We start from the raw sequence: 19,219 nt of genomic DNA on the forward strand, positions 1-19,219 counted from the left end.
TTTCGTTACCATGCCGCCCCGGCATGAGCTCTGCCACAAGCAGACGAGCATTGCCTCCACTGGTTCGGCCCATGAGCCCTGACAACGTTTCCCTGATCCCGATGGAAACCCCCGGAACATTTTTTGATTTTCTGCCTGTGGTATTTCCCTCTATGACTCGCTTGAAAAACCTGGACATCCTGGCTCTCGGTTTCATGACGTTCGCGCTTTTTCTGGGTGCGGGCAACATCATCTTCCCGCCTAGTGCCGGCCTGTCCGCTGGTGAGAACATTGCCGCCGCGGCAATCGGCTTTCTGCTGACCGGTGTCGGTTTGCCGTTGCTCACGGTCGTGGCATTGGCTCGCGTGGGGGGTGGCTTGCCAACCTTGACCACGCCACTGGGGCGCTGGGCTGGTATTGCACTGGCCGTGGCTGTGTACCTGGCAATCGGCCCGCTATTTGCCACCCCGAGAACCGCGGTCGCGTCATTCGAGATCGGCATGCAGCCCTTTGTCGGCAACAGCGCAACGGCGCTGTTCGTGTATACCGTGGTGTATTTCGCGGCAGTGTTGTTCCTGTCGATCAACCCGGGCCGCCTGGTCGACCGGGTCGGCAAGTTCATCACCCCGGTTCTGATCGTTGCATTGATCGTGCTGGGTGGCGCAGCCCTGTTCGCCCCCGCAGGCGAAGTAGGCGAGGCCACGGGAGCTTACCGCAGCGAACCCCTTGTACAGGGCTTCCTGCAAGGCTACTTGACCATGGATGCCTTGGGTGCCCTGGTGTTCGGCATCGTGATAGCCAACGCGGTTCGTGCGCGGGGTATCAATGATCCTGGCCTGGTCACCCGTTATTGCGTGATTGCCGGCATCATAGCGGCGGTAGCGCTTTCGCTGGTTTACCTGTCGCTGTTTTACCTGGGCGCGACCAGCCATGAGCTGGCTGCTGGTGCGGAAAACGGCGGACAGATTCTCACCGCCTATGTGAATCAGACATTTGGAGCCTCGGGCTCGCTGCTTTTGGCTGTGGTGATCATCCTGGCTTGCATGACCACTGGTGTTGGGTTGCTGACCGCGTGCGGTGAGTTCTTCAGCGATTTGCTCAAGGTGCCGTATCGCGTTGTAGTGATTGCCTTGGCGGTGTTCAGTCTGGCGGTTTCCAATCAGGGGCTGACGCAACTGATCAGCGTCTCCGTTCCGGTGCTGGTCGGCCTTTATCCCCTGGCCATCGTGCTGGTGGCACTGAGTTTGGCAAGCCGCTTCTGGTTGTCGCAGAGCCTTGTATTCATACCCGTAATGGCGGTGACCCTGGTGTTCGGCATCGCCGACGGCATGAGCGCTGCTGGCTGGGCGGCCTACGTACCTGCGCTGTTTGCCCGTCTGCCGTTGGCCGCACAGAGCCTCGGTTGGCTTGTGCCGGTATTGGCTACTGTGATCATTGCGTGCGTGGTCGATCGGTTAATGGGGCGCAAACGCTCGATAATCGCCTGAGTCCTTTCGTCGTCCCCCAAGAGCCGCTCCGTTGAGCGGCTTTTTCATGACGTCCGTGGCTATAATCGCTCCAGCCTTACAAGGAGCTTGCATGCCTATCAGCGAAGAATATTTGCCGCACATACTGGCCGTTCTGTGGTTCGTCATCTGCTGGGGTGGCTATACCCGTTACGCCCAGGCGAAAGGTCGCACCACGCCCTGCCTGGCCAGCGTTCTGCACCTTTACCGAGAGGATTGGATGCGCCGCATGCTGCTGCGCGACAACCGCATCGCCGACGCCAATGTGATCGGCAACCTCGAGCGCAATGCCTCATTCTTCGCCTCCAGTACGCTGATCATTCTCGCCGGCATCCTCACCGTTCTCGGTGCTTCGGATCGCGCGGTGTCGCTGTTGGCTGATCTGCCGTTCGTGCAAGTCGCCAGCCGTGGCATGTCAGAAGCCAAGCTGCTCTGCCTGGGCGTGGTCTTCGTCTATGCCTTCTTCACCTTCAGCTGGTGCATGCGCCAGTACAATTTCGCTGCCGTACTGGTGGGTTCGGCGCCTATGATCGGTGAGCGACATGTTACCGAGCAGGAGCGCAAGGCGTTTGGCGAGCGAACTGCACGGGTCATATCGATGGCCGCCAACCAGTTCAACTATGGTCTGCGCGCATACTACTTTGGTATGGCGACCTTATCGTGGTTCATCAACCCCTGGTTCTTTATGTTGGTTTCTGCGGGGGTTGTGGTCGTGCTATACCGTCGCGAATTTCATTCCGATGTGCTGGAAGTGATGGTCTACACACAAACACCAACATTCGAGCCGGCCAAGGAGAAAACCGAATGAGTATTCCGTTCTGGTGCATATTCATCAGTGCCTTGCTGATCTTCGTGGCGAAGGCGCCGCTGGCCAAGGCGATGAAGGAGGAGGGTGGACGCTACGACAATCATCATCCGCGTGCGCAACAGGCACGCCTCACCGGCTTTGGCGCACGCGCGCTGGCTGCTCATCAGAACAGTTTCGAGGCGTTCCCGCTGTTTGCAGTAGGGGTATTGATGGCGCACGTCACCCAGAGCAGCGGCTGGCTGGTGGACTGGTTGGCGGTGATCTTCGTGGTCGCGCGCGTGCTGTATCTGCTCTTTTATTGGGCAGACCTGCATTGGCAACGCAGTGTGGTGTGGGCGGTCGGGATGGGTTGCACGCTGTTGCTGATGCTTACGCCAGCGTTACGGTAAAGCGGGGGGGTAAAGCGCGTTACCCGCAGCAGGCTGCGGGTAACGTGAAGATGACAGCTTATTGCTGTTGCTGATTCGGCGCAGCCGGTGCAGCTGGATCCGCAGGCGCTGCCGGCTCGGCAGGTGCGGGAGTGGTTGGCGGAGTCTGAGCGTCTTCCTGTTGCTCTTCAGCGCGTTCCTGAGCGGCTTCAGCTTCTTTCTGAGCAGCTTCGTTGCTCTCCTCAGCGGCGTCGTTCATCGACTCCTGAGCTTCGGTACGAGCTTCTTGAGCGTCTTCCGCTTTGTTTTCGGACGGCTTGTCACAGGCCGCAAGGCCCAGCGTGGCAGCCAGCATGAAGGCGTAAGCGACTGATTTTTGCATGGGGGTGTCTCTCCTTTGGGTAAATACCATTACGGTTTTTCGAGGCATCAAAGTGGGTATAAGTTCACTCCCTTTCCACTCGATGCCCGATAACGGATGGCCTGCCCCCCGGAAAGCACCAATTCAGGGCCTGTCACAAAATCGGAAAATTCTCGACTTCTCGATGGAATGAACGCGCTTCGATGATTATCGTGACGCTCACTCCCGCGATGCTCACTGGAAAGTGAGCGCAGCTGACGCCGAATCTGGCTATTTATCTAAGGAAACTGAATGGACGCGTTGCTGATACTGGGCGGCCTGCTGCTGATACTCGTCGGTCTGGTATTACTGGTGATGCGCGGTTTCGCCACCAGCCTGCTGTGGGGTTGGGCTTGTCTGCTGCCACCTCTGACGCTGCTGTTCATCGTGCGCCACTGGCGCCGGGCTAGGCATGCGCTGGCCTGTTGCGCATTGGGTATGATCCCGCTGGTCGTCGGTCTGGCGGTGATGGCCGGTCACGATCCGCAGCGCCTGGAGGCGATCATCGGCCTGCAGTGGCTGCAGCCAGAGAAGCAGGCACCAGGCGGACTGCACATCCAGCTCAATGGCCAACTCAACGGCGAGCCTTTTGCTCCCCAGGAGGCCGAACTGATCGATGGCGTACTCAGCTTGCGCGAAGGGCAGGATTTCTTTGCGCGTCGTGAGCTGATCATTCGTGGCTTGCCGCTCGCTGTGGACGGTCTACGCCTTGATGTGCTGCCGGATGATCAAGGCCAGTTGCCGGAAATCGAGCTCAACTGGTTGTTGCCTGATCAGGACTTGCCCGAGGCGCGGCAGTTGAAGGCGGGATACACCTTGCACATCGATCTTCAGCCAGTAGAGCCCAATCGCCTGGTAGGGGATTTCCATCTGGTACTGCCGCCGCAGTTCGAAACCACGTTGAGCGGCAAGGTCGAGATGTTTCGCAATGGTCTGCGCTATCACGACGGCAAAGTGGATCTTACCGTCGACTCTCGCGACACGCTGGCCTACCTTCTCACCGACTACCTGCAGCGCCGCTTCACCACCCGAGATGTGCAGCTTTCGCCGCTGCCCGCTTCTGGCGTGACTGGCAGCAACCTGATGCTCGATGTCAGTGTTCGGATCAATGGCCGCGAACAGCGTTTGCCGGTCAGCCTGAGCAAGCATCCTCAGTTGGGTTGGCGTGTGGACGATGACCGCTTCGCCGAATTGCCAGCTGCGGTCACTACGGCACCTGCCGTTGCACCTGTTCAGCCAGCGGTGCCGCGCCAGCCCGAGGCTATGCAGGACCCACGTCGGGACTTCTCCCTGGTGCGCCTGCTCGGCGAGCCGCAACGCTACGTCAACCAGCCGATGCGGGTGTTCAGCGAAAAGGGCAGCTCCATTCAGGGGCAGTTTGCCGGGATCGAACAGGGGCAGGTCATTCTCAGGCAGCGCCTCAACGGCTCGGGCGAAGCACGCTTTGCCATGCCGGAAGCGGACATCGTCCATGTCGAGCTGCTGGATGAGTGATGTGCAGGTGACTTGAAGTTTTTCCACGCCGCCCCCACTTGATGGACATCCGCCGTACTGCGGCTTAGCCATCAATGTGGAGTTAGATGACCATGAGTGTGGAAACTCAAAAAGAAACCCTGGGCTTCCAGACAGAAGTGAAGCAACTGCTGCACCTCATGATTCACTCGCTGTATTCCAACAAGGAAATTTTCCTTCGCGAGTTGATCTCCAATGCCTCCGACGCCGTCGACAAGTTGCGTTTCGAGGCATTGGCCAAGCCCGAATTGCTTGAGGGTGGCGCTGATCTGAAGATCCGCGTGACCTTCGACAAAGACGCCAAGACCGTCACCCTCGAAGACAACGGCATCGGCATGAGTCGCGAAGAAACCATCGCGCATCTGGGTACCATTGCCAAGTCCGGCACTGCCGACTTCCTCAAGAATCTCTCCGGTGACCAGAAGAAAGACTCGAGCCTGATCGGTCAGTTCGGTGTGGGTTTCTACTCGGCGTTCATCGTGGCTGACAAGGTTGAAGTGTTCACCCGTCGCGCCGGTTTGCCGGCAGGCGAAGGCGTGCACTGGGCTTCGAAAGGCGAGGGCGACTTTGAAATCGCTACCGTCGAGAAAGCAGAGCGCGGTACTCGCATCGTGCTGCACCTCAAAAGTGACGAAGTAGAATTCGCTGACGGCTGGCGCCTGCGTAACGTCATCAAGAAGTACTCCGACCATATCGGCCTACCGATTGAGCTGCCGAAAGAAAGCCATGGCGAAGAGCAGGACAAGCCGGCCGAGCCGGAGTGGGAAGTGGTCAACCGCGCCAGTGCGTTGTGGACACGGCCACGTACCGAGGTCACCGACGAGCAGTACCAGGAATTCTACAAACACGTTTCTCACGACTTCGACAACCCGCTGAGCTGGAGCCATAACAAGGTCGAAGGCAAGCTGGAATACACTTCTTTGCTGTACGTGCCCGGCCGTGCGCCGTTCGACCTGTACCAGCGTGAAGCGCCGCGCGGTCTGAAGCTCTATGTGCAGCGCGTGTTCATCATGGATCAGGCGGACGAGTTCCTGCCCCTGTATCTGCGCTTCATCAAGGGTGTGGTCGACTCGAACGACCTGTCGCTGAACGTCTCCCGCGAAATCCTCCAGAAGGATCCGGTGATCGACTCCATGAAGTCGGCACTGACTAAGCGCGTACTGGACATGCTGGAGAAGCTGGCGAAGAACGATCCCGAGCAGTACAAGTCGTTCTGGAAGAACTTCGGCCAGGTGCTCAAAGAAGGCCCGGCGGAAGACTTCGCCAACAAGGAGAAGATCGCCGGCCTGCTGCGCTTCGCCTCCACTGCCGAAGGCGAGGGCGAGCAGGTGGTTTCCCTGGGCGACTACATCGGTCGTCTCAAGGAAGGCCAGGACAAGGTCTACTTCCTCACCGGCGAATCCTACGCGCAGGTCAAGAACAGCCCGCACCTGGAAGTCTTCCGCAAGAAAGGCATCGAAGTGCTGCTGCTCACCGACCGCATCGACGAGTGGCTGATGAGCTACCTCACCGAGTTCGACGGTAAATCGTTCGTCGACGTTGCCCGTGGTGATCTGGATCTGGGCTCGCTGGACTCGGAAGAGGACAAGAAGGCCCAAGAAGAAGTCGCCAAGAGCAAGGAGAGCCTGGTCGAGCGTCTCAAGGCTGCACTGGGTGAGCATGTTGCCGAAGTGCGCGTGTCCCACCGCCTGACCGATTCGCCAGCCATTCTGGCTATCGGCGAGCAGGATCTGGGCCTGCAGATGCGCCAGATTCTCGAGGCCAGCGGCCAGAAGGTGCCGGATTCGAAGCCGATCTTCGAATTCAACCCGAACCACCCGCTGATCGAGAAGCTGGATGCCGAGCCGGACGAAGATCGTTTTGGCGATCTGTCGCACATCCTCTTCGACCAGGCAGCGCTGGCTGCAGGCGACAGCCTGAAAGACCCGGCCGCCTACGTGCAGCGCCTGAACAAGCTGTTGGTCGAGCTCTCTGCTTGATCCGCTAGCCGCAATGCAAAGCGCCGCTCATCCGAGCGGCGTTTTTGCATCTGTTGTTTGGTGTCATGTTGCCTGCTACTCCGTAGCCTGGGTCGAGCGCAGCGACACCCGGGGAGATTTCCTGGGTATCGCGCTGCTCAACCCAGGCTACGGGGCGTCAGCTCAGCTCGTAGGATGGGGCTGGCCGCGTAGGTCGAGGAGCGAAGCGGCGATACCCATCAAAAAACCATCTACACGAAAAAGCCCCGTCATCCAGTAGATGACGGGGCTTCTGGTCGTACCGATTCAGCCGATCAAACGATGATGCCCTGGCTGCGCAGGTAGTCGTCGTAGGTGCCGCTGAAGTCGGTGACGCCGTTGTCCGACAGCTCGATGATGCGTGTGGCCAGGGAGCCGACGAACTCGCGGTCATGGCTGACGAAGACCAGCGTGCCTGGGTAGTTCTCCAGCGCCAGGTTGAGCGCTTCGATGGATTCCATGTCCAGGTGGTTGGTCGGTTCGTCCATCACCAGCACGTTGGGCTTCTGCAGGATCAGCTTGCCGAACAGCATGCGGCCTTGCTCACCACCGGAGATTACCTTGACCGACTTGAGGATCTCGTCGTTGGAAAACAGCATGCGGCCCAAGGTGCCACGAATCACTTGCTCACCGGTTGTCCACTGACCCATCCAGTCGAACAAGGTCACGTCGTCTTCGAAATCGTGAGCGTGATCCTGAGCGTAATAGCCGATCTCGGCGCTTTCCGTCCACTTCACTGCACCCGCGTCCGGGCTCAGTTCACCGACCAGCGTGCGCAGCAGGGTGGTCTTGCCGATACCGTTGGGGCCGATGATCGCGACACGCTCGCCAGCTTCGACGGTGAAGCTGAAATTCTTGAACAGCGTCTTGCCGTCGAAGCCTTTGGACATCTGCTCGATGGTCACGGCCTGGCGGTGCAGTTTCTTGGTCTGCTCGAAACGGATGAACGGGCTGACCCGACTCGACGGCTTGACCTCGGCCAGCTGGATCTTGTCGATCTGCTTCGCGCGGGAGGAGGCCTGTTTGGACTTCGAGGCGTTGGCCGAGAAGCGGCTGACGAAGCTCTGCAGTTCGTTGATCTGCGCTTTTTTCTTGGCGTTGTCCGACAGCAACTGCTCGCGCGACTGGGTCGCAGCGGTCATGTACTCGTCGTAGTTGCCCGGGAACAGACGCAGCTCGCCGTAATCCAGATCCGCCATGTGGGTGCAGACCGAGTTCAGGAAGTGACGGTCGTGGGAAATGATGATCATGGTGCTGTTACGCGTCGTCAGGATCGTTTCCAGCCAGCGGATGGTATTGATATCCAGGTGGTTGGTCGGCTCATCCAGCAGTAGCACGTCCGGGTCGGAGAACAGCGCCTGAGCCAGCAGCACACGCAGTTTCCAGCCGGGAGCGACTTCGCTCATCGGGCCGAAATGCTGCTCCAACGGAATGCCCAGACCGAGCAGCAACTCGCCGGCACGGGATTCGGCGGTATAGCCATCCATTTCAGCGAACTCACCTTCGAGCTCGCCGACCTTCATGCCGTCTTCTTCACTCATTTCCGGCAGCGAGTAGATACGGTCACGCTCGGCCTTGACCTTCCACAGCTCCTCGTGGCCCATGATCACGGTGTCGATCACGTTGAATTGCTCGTAGGCGAACTGATCCTGGCGCAGCTTACCGAGACGCACGTTCGGCTCGAGCATGACCTGGCCACCGGAGGGCTCGAGGTCGTCACCGAGAATTTTCATGAACGTCGACTTGCCGCAGCCATTGGCGCCGATCAGGCCGTAGCGGTTGCCGTTGTTGAACTTAACGGACACGTTCTCGAACAGCGGCTTGGCACCGAACTGCATCGTGATATTAGCTGTGGAAATCAAAATGCTCTAACTCGCATGTTTCAGGGGTGTGGATTCAGTCTTGGGGCAGTTTTGGGGCAATTCGTAGCTTCTTCATCTCTGCCCAGTTGCTTTCGCCATCAATCCATCGGCATCGCGGGTCAGCAGAATCTGTATCGAATGGCCCAATTGCTGTGCAATAAAGGCCGGGGCCATGCCTGCCATCAGACACATAGTTGCGTAGGTGTGGCGCGCATTGTACGGAGGACGGTAACGAATACCCAGCGCTTTCAGGGATGGTCGTCACTGATGATGCCGGTCATTCGTCTGTTGGGCGTACAAGGCTTTGTTGTCGGGAGGAAAGCAAAAGGGTATGCGGGATTTTTTCCGGTGCCGGCTGTGCGGCGCTCGGCGAACGGCAGGGCTTCTTTTACAGTGCCTTGCAGCCAGCGAGCTGCAGGTCGTGAATGAGGTGTGTCGATAAAAAGTCAGGCCCGTTGCCGCGGGATTCCCTTCGGTATCGGGCCTTTTGCGTTACTGAGCGTTCACAAACGCTACTTTTTATCTTCGCAATTGACTACCGAGGCATCGGTGATGATGTCCTTGTTGTCAGTGAAGAGGGTGATGCTGCAGAAGTAGTCGATGATGGTGACGTTGTCGTAGTAGCCAACATCACGGTAAATCGGTTGGCTGTAAGCCGGCATGATGCCTGTCATGCCTCTGCCACCAATGGTGACCCAGGTTTGTTGCTCACCAACATACTCTTCGCCCGTTTTGATGAATTCTTTCTCGGGGCTCAGGTGTGTCTGCAAGCGATTCCAGGTGTAGAGGCCGCCGCCCGAACCGTATGACGATGGCCCCATGCCCTGGTCGGGTTTGCCGAATACGGCGAAGGCGTTGCTGGCAGGTTGGCCTATCAGCAGCTTGGCTGCCTCCTGCACGTCGTTGCTGCTCTTGCTGCTCTTGCTGCTTGGCGTCGAGCAAGCGCTCGCTGCAATTACCGCCATTGCCAGGCAGATTGTTCTGATTGGACTCACGCGATCACTCCTTGTGCATTGGTATCCATGCTGAGTCAGCATTGGGCATACCCTGAAAAATCACAGTAAAAAACAAGCCACTCGTTCGTCAAGGCGAGCAGCATCAGGCTGATCAGGCCAGTAACATCCAGCCGAGGCCGCTCAAGTAATGACCATGTCTGATGAGATAAATGCGATGTGTGTGGCTGAGACTGGGCTCTACGACACGCCAGGAAATCGCACGCCGGTAAATTCCAAGGCGAGTCGCTGACCTACGAGCGATTCACCAGATCGACGAGGTGGTTCAAGAGAAAGTCATTGCTGAACTGTGACAGGAAGGTCTCGGCTGACGAAAAGACGATCCACTGCCCGTGCTCTTTGCGGATGATCAGCGATGGATGCTCGGGAGACAGGTTGCTGACGATGACCCGCAGAGACGAGTCGACGATGTCGGGTTTGATATCAACGGTGTTCCCTGCGAGGACGATCTTGAGTGACTCGAGCTCGACTATCGCGCCGTCGAATGCATGCGCCTCTTCGGTTCGGATCAGGTCGAGGCCGCCAACGCCGGAAATATCGACATTGATCATCCTGAGCAGCTCGGCAAGCTGTTCCCTGGCCACGTCGATCTGCCTGTTCCGCTCGGCGATGGCGTCATCGGTTCTTTCTCGGTAAATCTTCAGGGCGATGACCAAATCACTCTTGCTTGCCATTCCGTTGGTTCCTCGGTGATGTCGTCTGACTTTAGTCCAGCATTTTGACAACTGCCAAATTGGACTACCCCCATTGACCACGGATTACGCGGTCTCTAGGCGCCTGATCAAGGGGGAGGTGCTGCTCCGCCGAACATAGTGTTGTGCAGCTGTTGCTGAGCAAACAGTTGTTGGGTGTGCAGCGCGGATGCAGAGAGGGCGTTGATGATGCGGGACATGGCGTGCTCGTTTCGCGTCCTGCTGATCAGGGTTATAGAGCAATTGCTTATTCTTAAAAAGAATTTTAAAAAATATGATTATAGCTTTTATTGATTTCTAACGAGTGGAGCCGTTTCTAAGAACTATTAATAAAACTCTTATAAATCAATTATTTGAATAATTAATATGATTCTTTTTCGAGGTCTATTTCGCTTCGCTTAACTGGGTAAATGGCTCGTTCATTGCTAGCCCTCGGTGATACGCCTTGTTATCTGTTTTGCCAGAAGGCTTTTCACGGATTTTTCCTCAGCTTGGCTACCTTTTCGACGATTTTTATGACGATCTGTCCGTCCTGCGATAGTGCTACATGTTGTCCTATATAGCAGCTCCTGCTGTACCTGCCTGCGCTTGGGCGTGATGTGTTCACGCTGGTAGGTGCCAGACTTAAATAATAAAATCCTTTTAATATCATAATGATATGGATGATTTATAAACAATTTATTAGCTTTTAGGCGCTGATCGATGGCAGACATCCTCCTTGGGAAACCAGCTATCAATGGATGGTCACTAGCGTGCACCGCCATCAGGAATGCACGCCAGACCTATCAGACCACTCCAGTCGCTTTGGGCGTGTCCTGGCGGCTGCCCCATTCTGTCCATGAGCCGTCATACAGTGCAGCTTCTGGAAGACCGGCCACTTCCAGGCCTAGCAGCAGTACGGCAGCCGTTACGCCGCTACCGCAGCTGGTGATCACTGATTTGCTGCCATCGACGCCGGCCTCGGCGAACAGTGCACGCAGCGAGTCTGCGGGCTGCAGGGTGTGATCAGCGTGCAGTAGTCGGCTGTAGGGCAGGTTGTGGCTGCCTGGAATATGCCCCGAGGCAACGCCCGAGCGTGCTTCTGCGGTACTGCCATCGAAGCGGTTGGCGGCGCGGGCATCGAGGATCAGGGTGTCGTGTTGATCGATGGCTTCGAGTACGTCGCCCAAGCCCTTGAGCCTGCGTGTATGCACGTTGGTTTCGAAGGTTCGCTGGGGAACGGCGGCAGGTTCGCCTGTTTCGCTGGGACGGCCTTCGGCCAGCCATTTGGGCAGCCCGCCATCGAGCACGGCGACGTGCTCGTGACCGAAATAGCGAAACAGCCACCAGGCGCGGGCGGCGGAGAACAGTCCCTTCTGATCGTAAACCACCACGCGGCTGCTGTTGTCGACGCCCTGTGCGCCGATCAGACGGGCGAAACGGCCCTGGGATGGCACGGTATGGGGCAGCGGTGTATCAGGGTCGGAAAAGGCGTCGATATCGAAGAAGCGTGCGCCGGGGATATGCCCCTTGAGGTATTCCTCGTGGCCGTTCTTCGCTTCATTGGGCAGGTAGGTGCTGGCATCGAACAGCACCACGTCCGCGGCATTGCCCTCGCGGGCGAGCCATTCACTGGTGACCAGGGGAGCAAAACTCATCCTTCCATCTCCTTTCGTCTGGGGCGGCTTGGCTTTCATCCTGCCAGCTTGGCTGGCAGGTGGCATCCCATGGCGATGGTTTCCACTAGACCGTTTTCACCTATGCATAGGATGCGCAGGTCAGTCGCGGAAGAACACTTGTACCAAGTGATAGCCGAACTGGCTCTTGATCGGGCCGTGGACCTCTCGCAGCGGTTTTTTAAAAATCACCTGGTCGATGGCGCGCACCATCTGCCCAGGTTTCACTTCGCCCAGGTCACCACCGCGTTTGCCGGAGGGGCAGGTTGAATGTTTGCGGGCCAGCACGTCGAAGGCTTCGCCCGCCGCGATGCGTTTTTTAAGAGCCGCCGCTTCCGCCTCGGTCTTGACCAGAATGTGGCGGGCCATTGCCTTTGCCATGACGGGTTCCTCATTTTTTCGGGCGCATATTGTGCCAGTATTTGATGCGCCATCAGAATGGCGTCGTTTTTCCGGCTTAATCTGGCCGGTCTCTCAACAAACCTTGGCCTAAGGTCAACAGACTCTAACTCCAGTCGGAATGCTGCTAATCGGACCTTCAAGCAATGCTGAAAATTCTCTCCAGCCAGGACGGCTCCGACCTGTATCTGTCGACCGGCGCGCCGCCGTGCGCCAAGTTCAATGGCGTGCTCAAGGCGTTGAGTGGGGAGCCACTGAAGGCTGGGGCCGTGGCCGATATCGCCGATGCCATCATGGATAGCGCGCAGAAGGAGGAGTTCGAGCGCGAGCTGGAAATGAACCTGGCGATCTCCATCAACGGCGTCGGGCGTTTTCGCATCAACATCTTCAAACAGCGCAATGAAGTGTCCATTGTCGCCCGTAACATCAAGCTCGACATCCCGCGTTTCGAGGATTTGAAGCTGCCTGAGGTACTGCTCAAGACCGTGATGGAAAAACGCGGGCTGGTGCTGTTCGTCGGCGGTACCGGCTCGGGTAAGTCGACTTCGCTGGCGGCCCTGATCGACTACCGCAATCGCAACAGCGGCGGACACATCATCACCATCGAGGATCCGGTGGAGTACGTGCACCGGCACAAGAAGTCGATCATCAACCAGCGGGAGGTTGGTGTGGATACGCGCAGTTTCCACGCGGCGCTGAAAAATACCCTGCGTCAGGCGCCGGACGTGATCCTGATCGGCGAGATCCGTGACCGCGAAACCATGGAGCACGCCCTGGCCTTTGCTGATACCGGGCACTTGGCGATTTCTACCCTGCATGCCAACAACGCCAACCAGGCGCTGGATCGGATCATCAATTTCTTCCCCGAGGATCGCCGGCCGCAGCTGCTCAACGATCTGGGCAACAACCTCAAGGCCTTTGTCTCTCAGCGCCTGGTCAAAACTACTGACGGCAAGCGCCGGGCAGCCGTCGAAGTGCTGCTCGGTACGCCGACCATCCGCGATCTGATCAAGCGCAACGAGTTTGCCGAGATAAAGGAAATCATGGAGAAATCCAAGAACCTCGGCATGCAGACCTTCGACCAAGCGCTGATCGATCTGGTGAACGAAGGGGCCATCGACGAGGAGGAGGCGGTCAAGAACGCCGATTCGGCGAACAACGTGCGCCTCAAACTCAAGCTCTATCGCGAGAATCCAGCTGTTCCAACGCCCGTGGCGCAGGCCGCACCGACAGCGGAGGTAAGCCCACCGAAGGTTGCCGAAGCCACAGACTGGGGGCTGGAACTGAAACTCGAAGACATCGAAGTGGAAACGCCACCCGAGGATCCGGGCCGCCGCGGCATCTGAACTCGCCAGGCCGGCGCTGACTGCAATCCGCCTCTGGCTGCCGACTAGTGGCCAATCAGGGCCGTTTACGCTTCTCGTGGGTTTCGATGATCGTCAGCAGGTCTTCCACTGTGCTGTCGAGGTAGCGGCCGGCACGGTAGTCCGCTTTGCTCGCTTCGCCGCCGTCGATAACCGCCTGGGGCTGTTCGACGAAGCGGCCGATCGGCTCGAAACGTTCGTCGAGCACCACCACCAGCGGAATCGGTATGCGCTCCAGGCCCAGGCGCTCTTTCAGCCCATGCTCGGCACGGCCCTTGGAGACGATCGCCAGTGCCACGTGAGGCTGTAAACGCTGCAGGTGATCCATGGCCGTGAGGTTGAGCTGGCAGTCCGGGCACCACATCTCGCCGGCTGCTAGCAGGTGATAGCGACTTTCCACAGTCTGCAGTCGTTGGTGTGTTTCGGCGCTCAAGGCGCCTTCGCTACTCAGCAGTTCTTGTGCCCTTTGCACGGCGGCGATTTCGGCGGGTAGGCCGTGGCTGACGAAGGCATCGAAACCTTCGCCGATGGCGAACAGCGCCTGGTAGGAAGTCATGCTGAGTTCTCGTGCAGGGTGGCAGGGCAGTCCAGCAGAAAATCCGCGGTGCGGCAATCGCTGATCGTTTTAGCGCGTGGGTGCGTAGCGCTCGGTGATGCGCTGCAGGCTGCCATCGCGACGCATGCTCTCGAGGGCGTCGTGGACGGAACTGACCAGTTTCTGGTCGCATTGCAGCGAGCAGGCGATGTACATGTCCAGCGGTGCCAGCGGTGCGCTCATCGCCAGCTCGGGGCCACTGTCCCACTGGTGGCGGCCTTCCAGTACGGTGGTGAACCAGGCGTCGACACGTCCTCGCCTGACCAACTGGATCGGCCTGTCACCGAGCTTGAGTACATAGAGCTGGTTGTCGGTGAAACCGTTGCGTCTGAGCAGCTCTTCCTGCGCGGAGCCCAGGCCGACGGCAACCAGCCGATAACGTTGGCGCGCTTCCTCCAGGCTAGCGACCGGGTTGTCGAGGGTAAAGAAGGCGCGGTAGAGGGGCTGGATATTGGCCACCCAGGTGAAGTGTTCCTCCCGTGCTGGAGTGCGCGAGAGTGGCACGATCATCACGTCGCGCGATTCCTGCGTGCGTTTCTGTGCCCTCGGCCACGGGACATTCTCGACCACGGGGTTATAGCCGGCCCGCTGCAGCGCCATGATGGCGATGTCACCGGTAATCCCATTGCCGTCGTCGCCATGCAGAGCCAAAGGCGCCGCGTCCGGCATATAAAGCTGGATATCGCGCAGCTCGGCAGCTAGCGAGCAGGGCAGCAGCAATGACAGCAGGCAGGCGATCAGGCGCAACACGAGCATTCCTTGGCGGTATGTCGCGAGTATAGAAGTTGTTTGGATGGATATCCGTGAACATTTCCGGGGGCTTGATGGAGCGTTCGAGCAGGCTGCGTCGCTGCCTTGGTCGACTCATCTGTTACCTGGTTCCGGAGATCTCCCGGCCCTCAGGGCCGGGAGACAGCTGCGTTCAGCTTTGCAGTTCCGGCAGGTCGCGATAGAACTCCAACGCCTGTGGGTTGGCCAGCGCGTCGGTATTCTTAACCGGTTGGCCGTGCACCACGTTGCGCACCGCCAGTTCGACGATCTTGCCGCTGATGGTGCGCGGAATGTCCGCCACCGCGACGATCCGCGCCGGTACATGGCGCGGCGTGGTATTGGCGCGGATCACCTGGCAGATCTGTTTCTGCAGCGTATCGTCGAGCTGCACGCCGTCGCGCAGGCGCACGAACAGCACCACACGCACATCGCCGTCCCATTGCTGGCCGATGGCGATGGACTCCAGCACCTGCTCGACCTTTTCCACCTGGCGGTAGATCTCGGCGGTGCCGATGCGTACGCCGCCGGGGTTGAGCACGGCATCCGAGCGACCATGAATGATCAGCCCGCCATGGGGCGTCTGCTCGGCATAGTCGCCGTGGGCCCAGATGCCTGGGAAGGTATCGAAATAGGCGCTGCGGAATTTCTCGCCATCGGCATCGTTCCAGAAGCCCACCGGCATGGAAGGGAAGTGCCGGGCGCAGACCAGCTCGCCCTTGTCACCGGTCACTGCCTTGCCTTCGTCGTCCCAGACCTGTACGTCCATGCCCAGCCCCTTGCACTGGATCTCGCCGCGGTACACCGGGGAAACCGGATTGCCCAGGGCGAAGCAGGAGACGATATCGGTGCCGCCGGAGATGGAGGACAGGCAGACATCAGCCTTGATGTCGCGGTACACGTAATCGAAGCTCTCGTGGGCCAGTGGTGAGCCCGTAGAGAGAATTGCCTTCAGGCGCTGCAGGCGATGGCTCTCACGGGGTTTGGCGCCGGCTTTTTCCAGCGCTGCGATGAACTTGGCGCTGGTACCGAAAATACTGATGTCCTCGGCGTCGATCAGGTCGATCAGGCGATTGGCATTCGGGTGGAACGGCGAGCCGTCATACAGCACCAGCGTGGCACCCAGCGCCAGGCCGGAGACCAGCCAGTTCCACATCATCCAGCCGCAGGTGGTGTAGTAGAACAGCGTGTCGTCGGCCGTCAGGTCGCTGTGCAGACCCAGCTCCTTGACGTGCTGCAGCAGGGTGCCACCGGCGCCATGGACGATGCACTTGGGTACTCCGGTGGTGCCGCTGGAATAGAGGATGTACAGCGGCTGTTCGAAGGGCACGGGAGTGAACTGCGGCTCGCCCTCGGCATGGTAGAAATCCTCCCAGCGCCCGACGTTGGCCTGGGTCTGGAAATCACTAGCTTGAGTATTCGGATTGGCGTAGGGCACCACCACCAACTGCTGCAGGGTGGGCAGATGCGAGAGGATTTCGTTGAGCTTGCCGGTCAGATCCAGCGTCTTGCCGGCGTAGCGATAACCGGCACAGGCGATCAGCACCTTGGGTTCGATCTGGCCGAAGCGGTCGATCACCCCTTGGGTGCCGAAGTCCGGTGAGCAGCTCGACCATGTTGCGCCCAGGCTGGCAGTGGCGAGCATGCCGACCAGGGTCTGCCAGGTATTGGGCATGAACGCCGCGACCCGGTCGCCAATCCCCACACCAGCATCCTGCAGACTGCGTTGCAGGCCGGCGACATGCGCGGCCAGTTGCGCGTAACTCAGTTGCTCGCGGCCGCCGTCTTCGGCTACTGCGATGATGGCCGGGTGCTCGTCGCGGCGGCGCAGCAGATTCTCGGCGAAGTTCAGGGTGGCGCCCGGGAACCAGTGGCCGCTGGGCATGGCCGGGCCTTCTTCGAGTACTGCGCGCGGTTGCTGGCTGAAGCGAATATCGAAGACATCGACGATGGCCTGCCAGAACGCTTCGCGCTCGCTCACGCTCCAGGCGTGCAGCGCCGGGTAGTCGGCCAGGTTCAGGCCGTGGCGGCTGTTCACGAAGCGGCGAAATGCATCCATGCGTGTGTCGGCGATGCGTTCGGAGGAGGGCGTCCAGAGGGGTGCGTTCATCAATACGTCCAATCAGGCAAGAAAGTAGAAGCAGCCGGCAATCACCAGGCCGGAGTAAATCAGGGCGATCAGGCAGTAACCCATGATGTCTCGTGCGCCGAGGCCGACGATACCAAGCAAGGGCAGGGCCCAGAACGGTTGGATCATGTTCGTCCAGGCGTCGCCCCAGGCAATCGCCATGGCCGTGACCGCGGGTGAGACACCCAGTGCCTGGCCGGCGGGCAGCATGATCGGACCTTGCACGGCCCACTGGCCGCCACCGGACGGTACGAATACGTTCACCACGCCAGCGCTCAGGAAGGCCAGCAGCGGGAAGCTATCTGCCGAGGAGCCCTCGATGAACAGTTGGCTGATTTGCCCAGCCAGCGACACGCCGTCGGCATTGGCGCCCGTCATCATGCCCATGATCCCCGCGTAGAAGGGGAACAACAGAACGATGCCGCCGATGCCGCGCACGCTGATGTCCACGGCGCGCATGTAGCGTTCGGGGGAGCCATGCAGCAATAAACCGAGGAACAGGAAGATGCCGATGACGGTATTGAGGTCGAGCACGAAGCCCTTACCAATGAAGTGCCCGGCGTAATACACGGCAGCCATGGCCACCAGCGCGAGGCCGAGCAGACGGCTGTCATCGAGGCGTTGGGCGGGTGTATCACGCGCGGGCAGCTCGCCTTCCTGTTCGGTCAGCAAGGCCGGATCCGCTACTTTGCTGTGCTCTGGGCTGGGGTGCATCGCGCGGTTGAGCAGCGGTAGACCGATCAGCAGCAAGGCGATGATGGTCATGTTCAGTGGGGTGAACAGGGTCATCTCGATGCCAATGGGGCTGGTGATTACCCCACCACTGACTTTGACGACGTCGGCACCGCCGCCGGCCAGCGCCAGCGGAATCGAACCCGACAGGCCGCCATGCCAGACCAGAAAGCCGGTGTAGGCCGAGGCTACCAGCAGCGGGTAATCGACGCCCTTGACCTGGCGTGCGAGCGCACGGGCCATCACTGCACCGATCACCAGGCCAAACCCCCAGTTGATCCAGCAACCGAGCAGGGCGATCAGGGTAATCATCACGATGGCCTGAGTGGGGCTGCGCGGAATGGCCGCGAGTCGGTCAAGCAGGCGGCGTAAGGGCGGCGCGCTGGCCAATGCATGGCCGGTGACAAATACCAATGCCATCTGCATGGCGAACGCCAACAGCGTCCAGAACCCGGCGTTCCAGTGTTTGACCATGGTCGGCAGACCCTGCTGGGTGCTGAACATCGCCAAGGCCAGCACGAACAGGCTGAGCAACGCGGAGAACACAAACGGCGAGGGCAGGTAGCGCTGGACGAGCTGTACGCTCCAGTGAGTCATTTGGGCGAACATGGGCGTTTCCTTTTTATTGTTGTGGGGTGTTGTAAGTGTTTAGCGGGCTAGCCATCCCCCGTCCATATTCCAGGCTGCACCACGCACCTGAATGGCGGCATCGCTGCAGAGGAACACGGCCAGTTCGCCGAGTTGCTCGGGGGTGACGAAATCCAGTGATGGTTGTTTCTCGCTCAGCAGTTCCGTGCGGGCACGGGCGTTGTCACCGTCGACGGTGCGGTCGTCGATCTGTTTCTGTACCAGCGGGGTCAGCACCCAGCCGGGGCAGATGGCGTTACAGGTGATACCTGTGGTGGCGGTTTCCAGCGCCACACTTTTGGTCAGGCCAATCAGGCCATGTTTGGCAGCTACATATGCACTTTTACCGGCCGAAGCGGCCAAGCCGTGGGCTGAGGCGATATTGATGATCCGCCCCCAATTGCGTTCGCGCATGCTTGGTAAGACCAGGCGTGTGGTGTGGAAGGCCGCGGTGAGGTTGATCGCGATGATCGCGTCCCAGCGTTCTACCGGAAAGTCTTCAACCTGTGCGACATGCTGGATGCCGGCGTTGTTGACCAGAATGTCGACGCCGGCAAAGGCACTATTGGCGTATTCGATCAGCGCCTCGATTTCCTCGGGCTTGCTCATGTCCGCCGGGTGATGTTCGGTGCGAACCCCGCGGGCGCGCACGGCAGCGAGGGCCGCTGCGCTGTCACCGAAACCGTTGAGCACTAAGTCGGCGCCTGCCTCGGCCAGCTTCAACGCGATACCCAATCCAATGCCGCTGGTGGAACCGGTGACCAGAGCGGTCTTGCCTTGCAGATTCATACGAACTCCTCATGCGCTCGGCCCCT

17 protein-coding genes are annotated in these 19,219 nt (G+C 59.3%); 6 read left to right on the forward strand and 11 right to left on the reverse strand.

What is annotated here, in order from left to right:
- Nucleotides 1-152: 152 nt before the first annotated feature.
- The 3 genes from brnQ (at nt 153) to ACZ0AI_RS04685 (ending at nt 2,681) form a co-directional block, all read left to right on the forward strand.
- On the forward strand, nt 153-1,466 hold the full coding sequence (gene brnQ, locus ACZ0AI_RS04675) for a branched-chain amino acid transport system II carrier protein (protein WP_463564773.1): 1,314 nt from the start codon (nt 153-155) through the stop codon (nt 1,464-1,466).
- A gap of 91 nt (nt 1,467-1,557) precedes the next feature.
- Entirely contained in the window at nt 1,558-2,292 is a 735-nt protein-coding gene (locus tag ACZ0AI_RS04680) for a DUF599 domain-containing protein (protein ID WP_463564774.1), read from the forward strand.
- A complete protein-coding gene (locus ACZ0AI_RS04685; protein ID WP_463564775.1) occupies nt 2,289-2,681 on the forward strand; it encodes an MAPEG family protein in 393 nt (130 codons plus the stop codon). The genes ACZ0AI_RS04680 and ACZ0AI_RS04685 overlap by 4 nt, the downstream gene beginning before the upstream one ends.
- Nucleotides 2,682-2,739: 58 nt before the next feature.
- Here the strand turns inward: ACZ0AI_RS04685 and ACZ0AI_RS04690 are convergent, their stop codons facing one another.
- The gene (locus ACZ0AI_RS04690) at nt 2,740-3,042 is read right to left on the reverse strand and encodes a hypothetical protein (protein ID WP_225832597.1); all 303 of its coding nucleotides are present in this window, start codon (nt 3,040-3,042) and stop codon (nt 2,740-2,742) included.
- Nucleotides 3,043-3,312: 270 nt separating this feature from the next.
- Between ACZ0AI_RS04690 and ACZ0AI_RS04695 the strand changes: the two genes are divergently transcribed.
- Nucleotides 3,313-4,554 carry an MFS transporter gene (locus ACZ0AI_RS04695; RefSeq protein WP_463564776.1) on the forward strand — a complete coding sequence of 414 codons (1,242 nt, stop codon included), beginning with the start codon at nt 3,313-3,315 and terminating at the stop codon, nt 4,552-4,554.
- A 92-nt stretch (nt 4,555-4,646) separates the two neighbouring features.
- Nucleotides 4,647-6,551 carry a molecular chaperone HtpG gene (htpG, locus tag ACZ0AI_RS04700; protein WP_463564777.1) on the forward strand — a complete coding sequence of 635 codons (1,905 nt, stop codon included), beginning with the start codon at nt 4,647-4,649 and terminating at the stop codon, nt 6,549-6,551.
- A gap of 293 nt (nt 6,552-6,844) precedes the next feature.
- Here htpG and ACZ0AI_RS04705 read toward each other — a convergent pair whose 3' ends face one another.
- From ACZ0AI_RS04705 to ACZ0AI_RS04725, 5 genes are all read right to left on the reverse strand, one after another.
- On the reverse strand, nt 6,845-8,431 hold the full coding sequence (locus ACZ0AI_RS04705) for an ABC-F family ATPase (protein WP_225832592.1): 1,587 nt from the start codon (nt 8,429-8,431) through the stop codon (nt 6,845-6,847).
- Nucleotides 8,432-8,943: 512 nt separating this feature from the next.
- Nucleotides 8,944-9,426, reverse strand: a complete 483-nt coding sequence (locus ACZ0AI_RS04710; RefSeq protein WP_463564778.1) for a hypothetical protein — start codon at nt 9,424-9,426, stop codon at nt 8,944-8,946.
- Between the two features lie 251 nt (nt 9,427-9,677).
- Nucleotides 9,678-10,118, reverse strand: coding sequence for a hypothetical protein (locus ACZ0AI_RS04715; RefSeq protein ID WP_463564779.1), 441 nt, complete (start codon nt 10,116-10,118; stop codon nt 9,678-9,680).
- 803 nt (nt 10,119-10,921) lie between these two features.
- Nucleotides 10,922-11,773 (reverse strand): 3-mercaptopyruvate sulfurtransferase, encoded by an 852-nt coding sequence (sseA, locus tag ACZ0AI_RS04720; RefSeq protein ID WP_463564780.1) that lies wholly within the window; start codon nt 11,771-11,773, stop codon nt 10,922-10,924.
- 120 nt (nt 11,774-11,893) lie between these two features.
- Nucleotides 11,894-12,172, reverse strand: a complete 279-nt coding sequence (locus ACZ0AI_RS04725; protein WP_463564781.1) for a peptidylprolyl isomerase — start codon at nt 12,170-12,172, stop codon at nt 11,894-11,896.
- Nucleotides 12,173-12,336: 164 nt separating this feature from the next.
- Between ACZ0AI_RS04725 and ACZ0AI_RS04730 the strand changes: the two genes are divergently transcribed.
- A complete protein-coding gene (locus ACZ0AI_RS04730; RefSeq protein WP_463564782.1) occupies nt 12,337-13,536 on the forward strand; it encodes a PilT/PilU family type 4a pilus ATPase in 1,200 nt (399 codons plus the stop codon).
- A 55-nt stretch (nt 13,537-13,591) separates the two neighbouring features.
- On the opposite strand, the gene ACZ0AI_RS04735 is transcribed toward ACZ0AI_RS04730, so the two are convergent.
- The 5 genes from ACZ0AI_RS04735 to ACZ0AI_RS04755 form a co-directional block, all read right to left on the reverse strand.
- Nucleotides 13,592-14,110, reverse strand: coding sequence for a thioredoxin family protein (locus ACZ0AI_RS04735; protein ID WP_463564783.1), 519 nt, complete (start codon nt 14,108-14,110; stop codon nt 13,592-13,594).
- Nucleotides 14,111-14,179: 69 nt separating this feature from the next.
- Nucleotides 14,180-14,899 (reverse strand): substrate-binding periplasmic protein, encoded by a 720-nt coding sequence (locus ACZ0AI_RS04740; protein WP_463564784.1) that lies wholly within the window; start codon nt 14,897-14,899, stop codon nt 14,180-14,182.
- A 172-nt stretch (nt 14,900-15,071) separates the two neighbouring features.
- Nucleotides 15,072-17,027 carry an acetoacetate--CoA ligase gene (locus ACZ0AI_RS04745; RefSeq protein WP_463564785.1) on the reverse strand — a complete coding sequence of 652 codons (1,956 nt, stop codon included), beginning with the start codon at nt 17,025-17,027 and terminating at the stop codon, nt 15,072-15,074.
- 12 nt (nt 17,028-17,039) lie between these two features.
- Nucleotides 17,040-18,386: a short-chain fatty acid transporter gene (locus ACZ0AI_RS04750; RefSeq protein ID WP_463564786.1), complete on the reverse strand. Its 1,347-nt coding sequence runs from the start codon at nt 18,384-18,386 to the stop codon at nt 17,040-17,042.
- Between the two features lie 39 nt (nt 18,387-18,425).
- Nucleotides 18,426-19,193 (reverse strand): 3-hydroxybutyrate dehydrogenase, encoded by a 768-nt coding sequence (locus tag ACZ0AI_RS04755; RefSeq protein WP_463564787.1) that lies wholly within the window; start codon nt 19,191-19,193, stop codon nt 18,426-18,428.
- Nucleotides 19,194-19,219: the final 26 nt, after the last annotated feature.

The sequence above is a fragment of the Pseudomonas sp. AC355 genome, assembly GCF_979258205.1.

Bases quoted from the DNA above. Each gene is read 5' to 3' on its own strand.
- brnQ (WP_463564773.1), top strand. From the start codon at position 153: ATGACTCGCTTGAAAAACCTGGACATCCTGGCTCTCGGTTTCATGACG.
- ACZ0AI_RS04680 (WP_463564774.1), top strand. From the start codon at position 1,558: ATGCCTATCAGCGAAGAATATTTGCCGCACATACTGGCCGTTCTGTGG.
- ACZ0AI_RS04685 (WP_463564775.1), top strand. From the start codon at position 2,289: ATGAGTATTCCGTTCTGGTGCATATTCATCAGTGCCTTGCTGATCTTC.
- ACZ0AI_RS04690 (WP_225832597.1), bottom strand. From the start codon at position 3,042: ATGCAAAAATCAGTCGCTTACGCCTTCATGCTGGCTGCCACGCTGGGC.
- ACZ0AI_RS04695 (WP_463564776.1), top strand. From the start codon at position 3,313: ATGGACGCGTTGCTGATACTGGGCGGCCTGCTGCTGATACTCGTCGGT.
- htpG (WP_463564777.1), top strand. From the start codon at position 4,647: ATGAGTGTGGAAACTCAAAAAGAAACCCTGGGCTTCCAGACAGAAGTG.
- ACZ0AI_RS04715 (WP_463564779.1), bottom strand. From the start codon at position 10,118: ATGGCAAGCAAGAGTGATTTGGTCATCGCCCTGAAGATTTACCGAGAA.
- sseA (WP_463564780.1), bottom strand. From the start codon at position 11,773: ATGAGTTTTGCTCCCCTGGTCACCAGTGAATGGCTCGCCCGCGAGGGC.
- ACZ0AI_RS04725 (WP_463564781.1), bottom strand. From the start codon at position 12,172: ATGGCAAAGGCAATGGCCCGCCACATTCTGGTCAAGACCGAGGCGGAA.
- ACZ0AI_RS04730 (WP_463564782.1), top strand. From the start codon at position 12,337: ATGCTGAAAATTCTCTCCAGCCAGGACGGCTCCGACCTGTATCTGTCG.
- ACZ0AI_RS04735 (WP_463564783.1), bottom strand. From the start codon at position 14,110: ATGACTTCCTACCAGGCGCTGTTCGCCATCGGCGAAGGTTTCGATGCC.
- ACZ0AI_RS04745 (WP_463564785.1), bottom strand. From the start codon at position 17,027: ATGAACGCACCCCTCTGGACGCCCTCCTCCGAACGCATCGCCGACACA.
- ACZ0AI_RS04750 (WP_463564786.1), bottom strand. From the start codon at position 18,386: ATGTTCGCCCAAATGACTCACTGGAGCGTACAGCTCGTCCAGCGCTAC.
- ACZ0AI_RS04755 (WP_463564787.1), bottom strand. From the start codon at position 19,193: ATGAATCTGCAAGGCAAGACCGCTCTGGTCACCGGTTCCACCAGCGGC.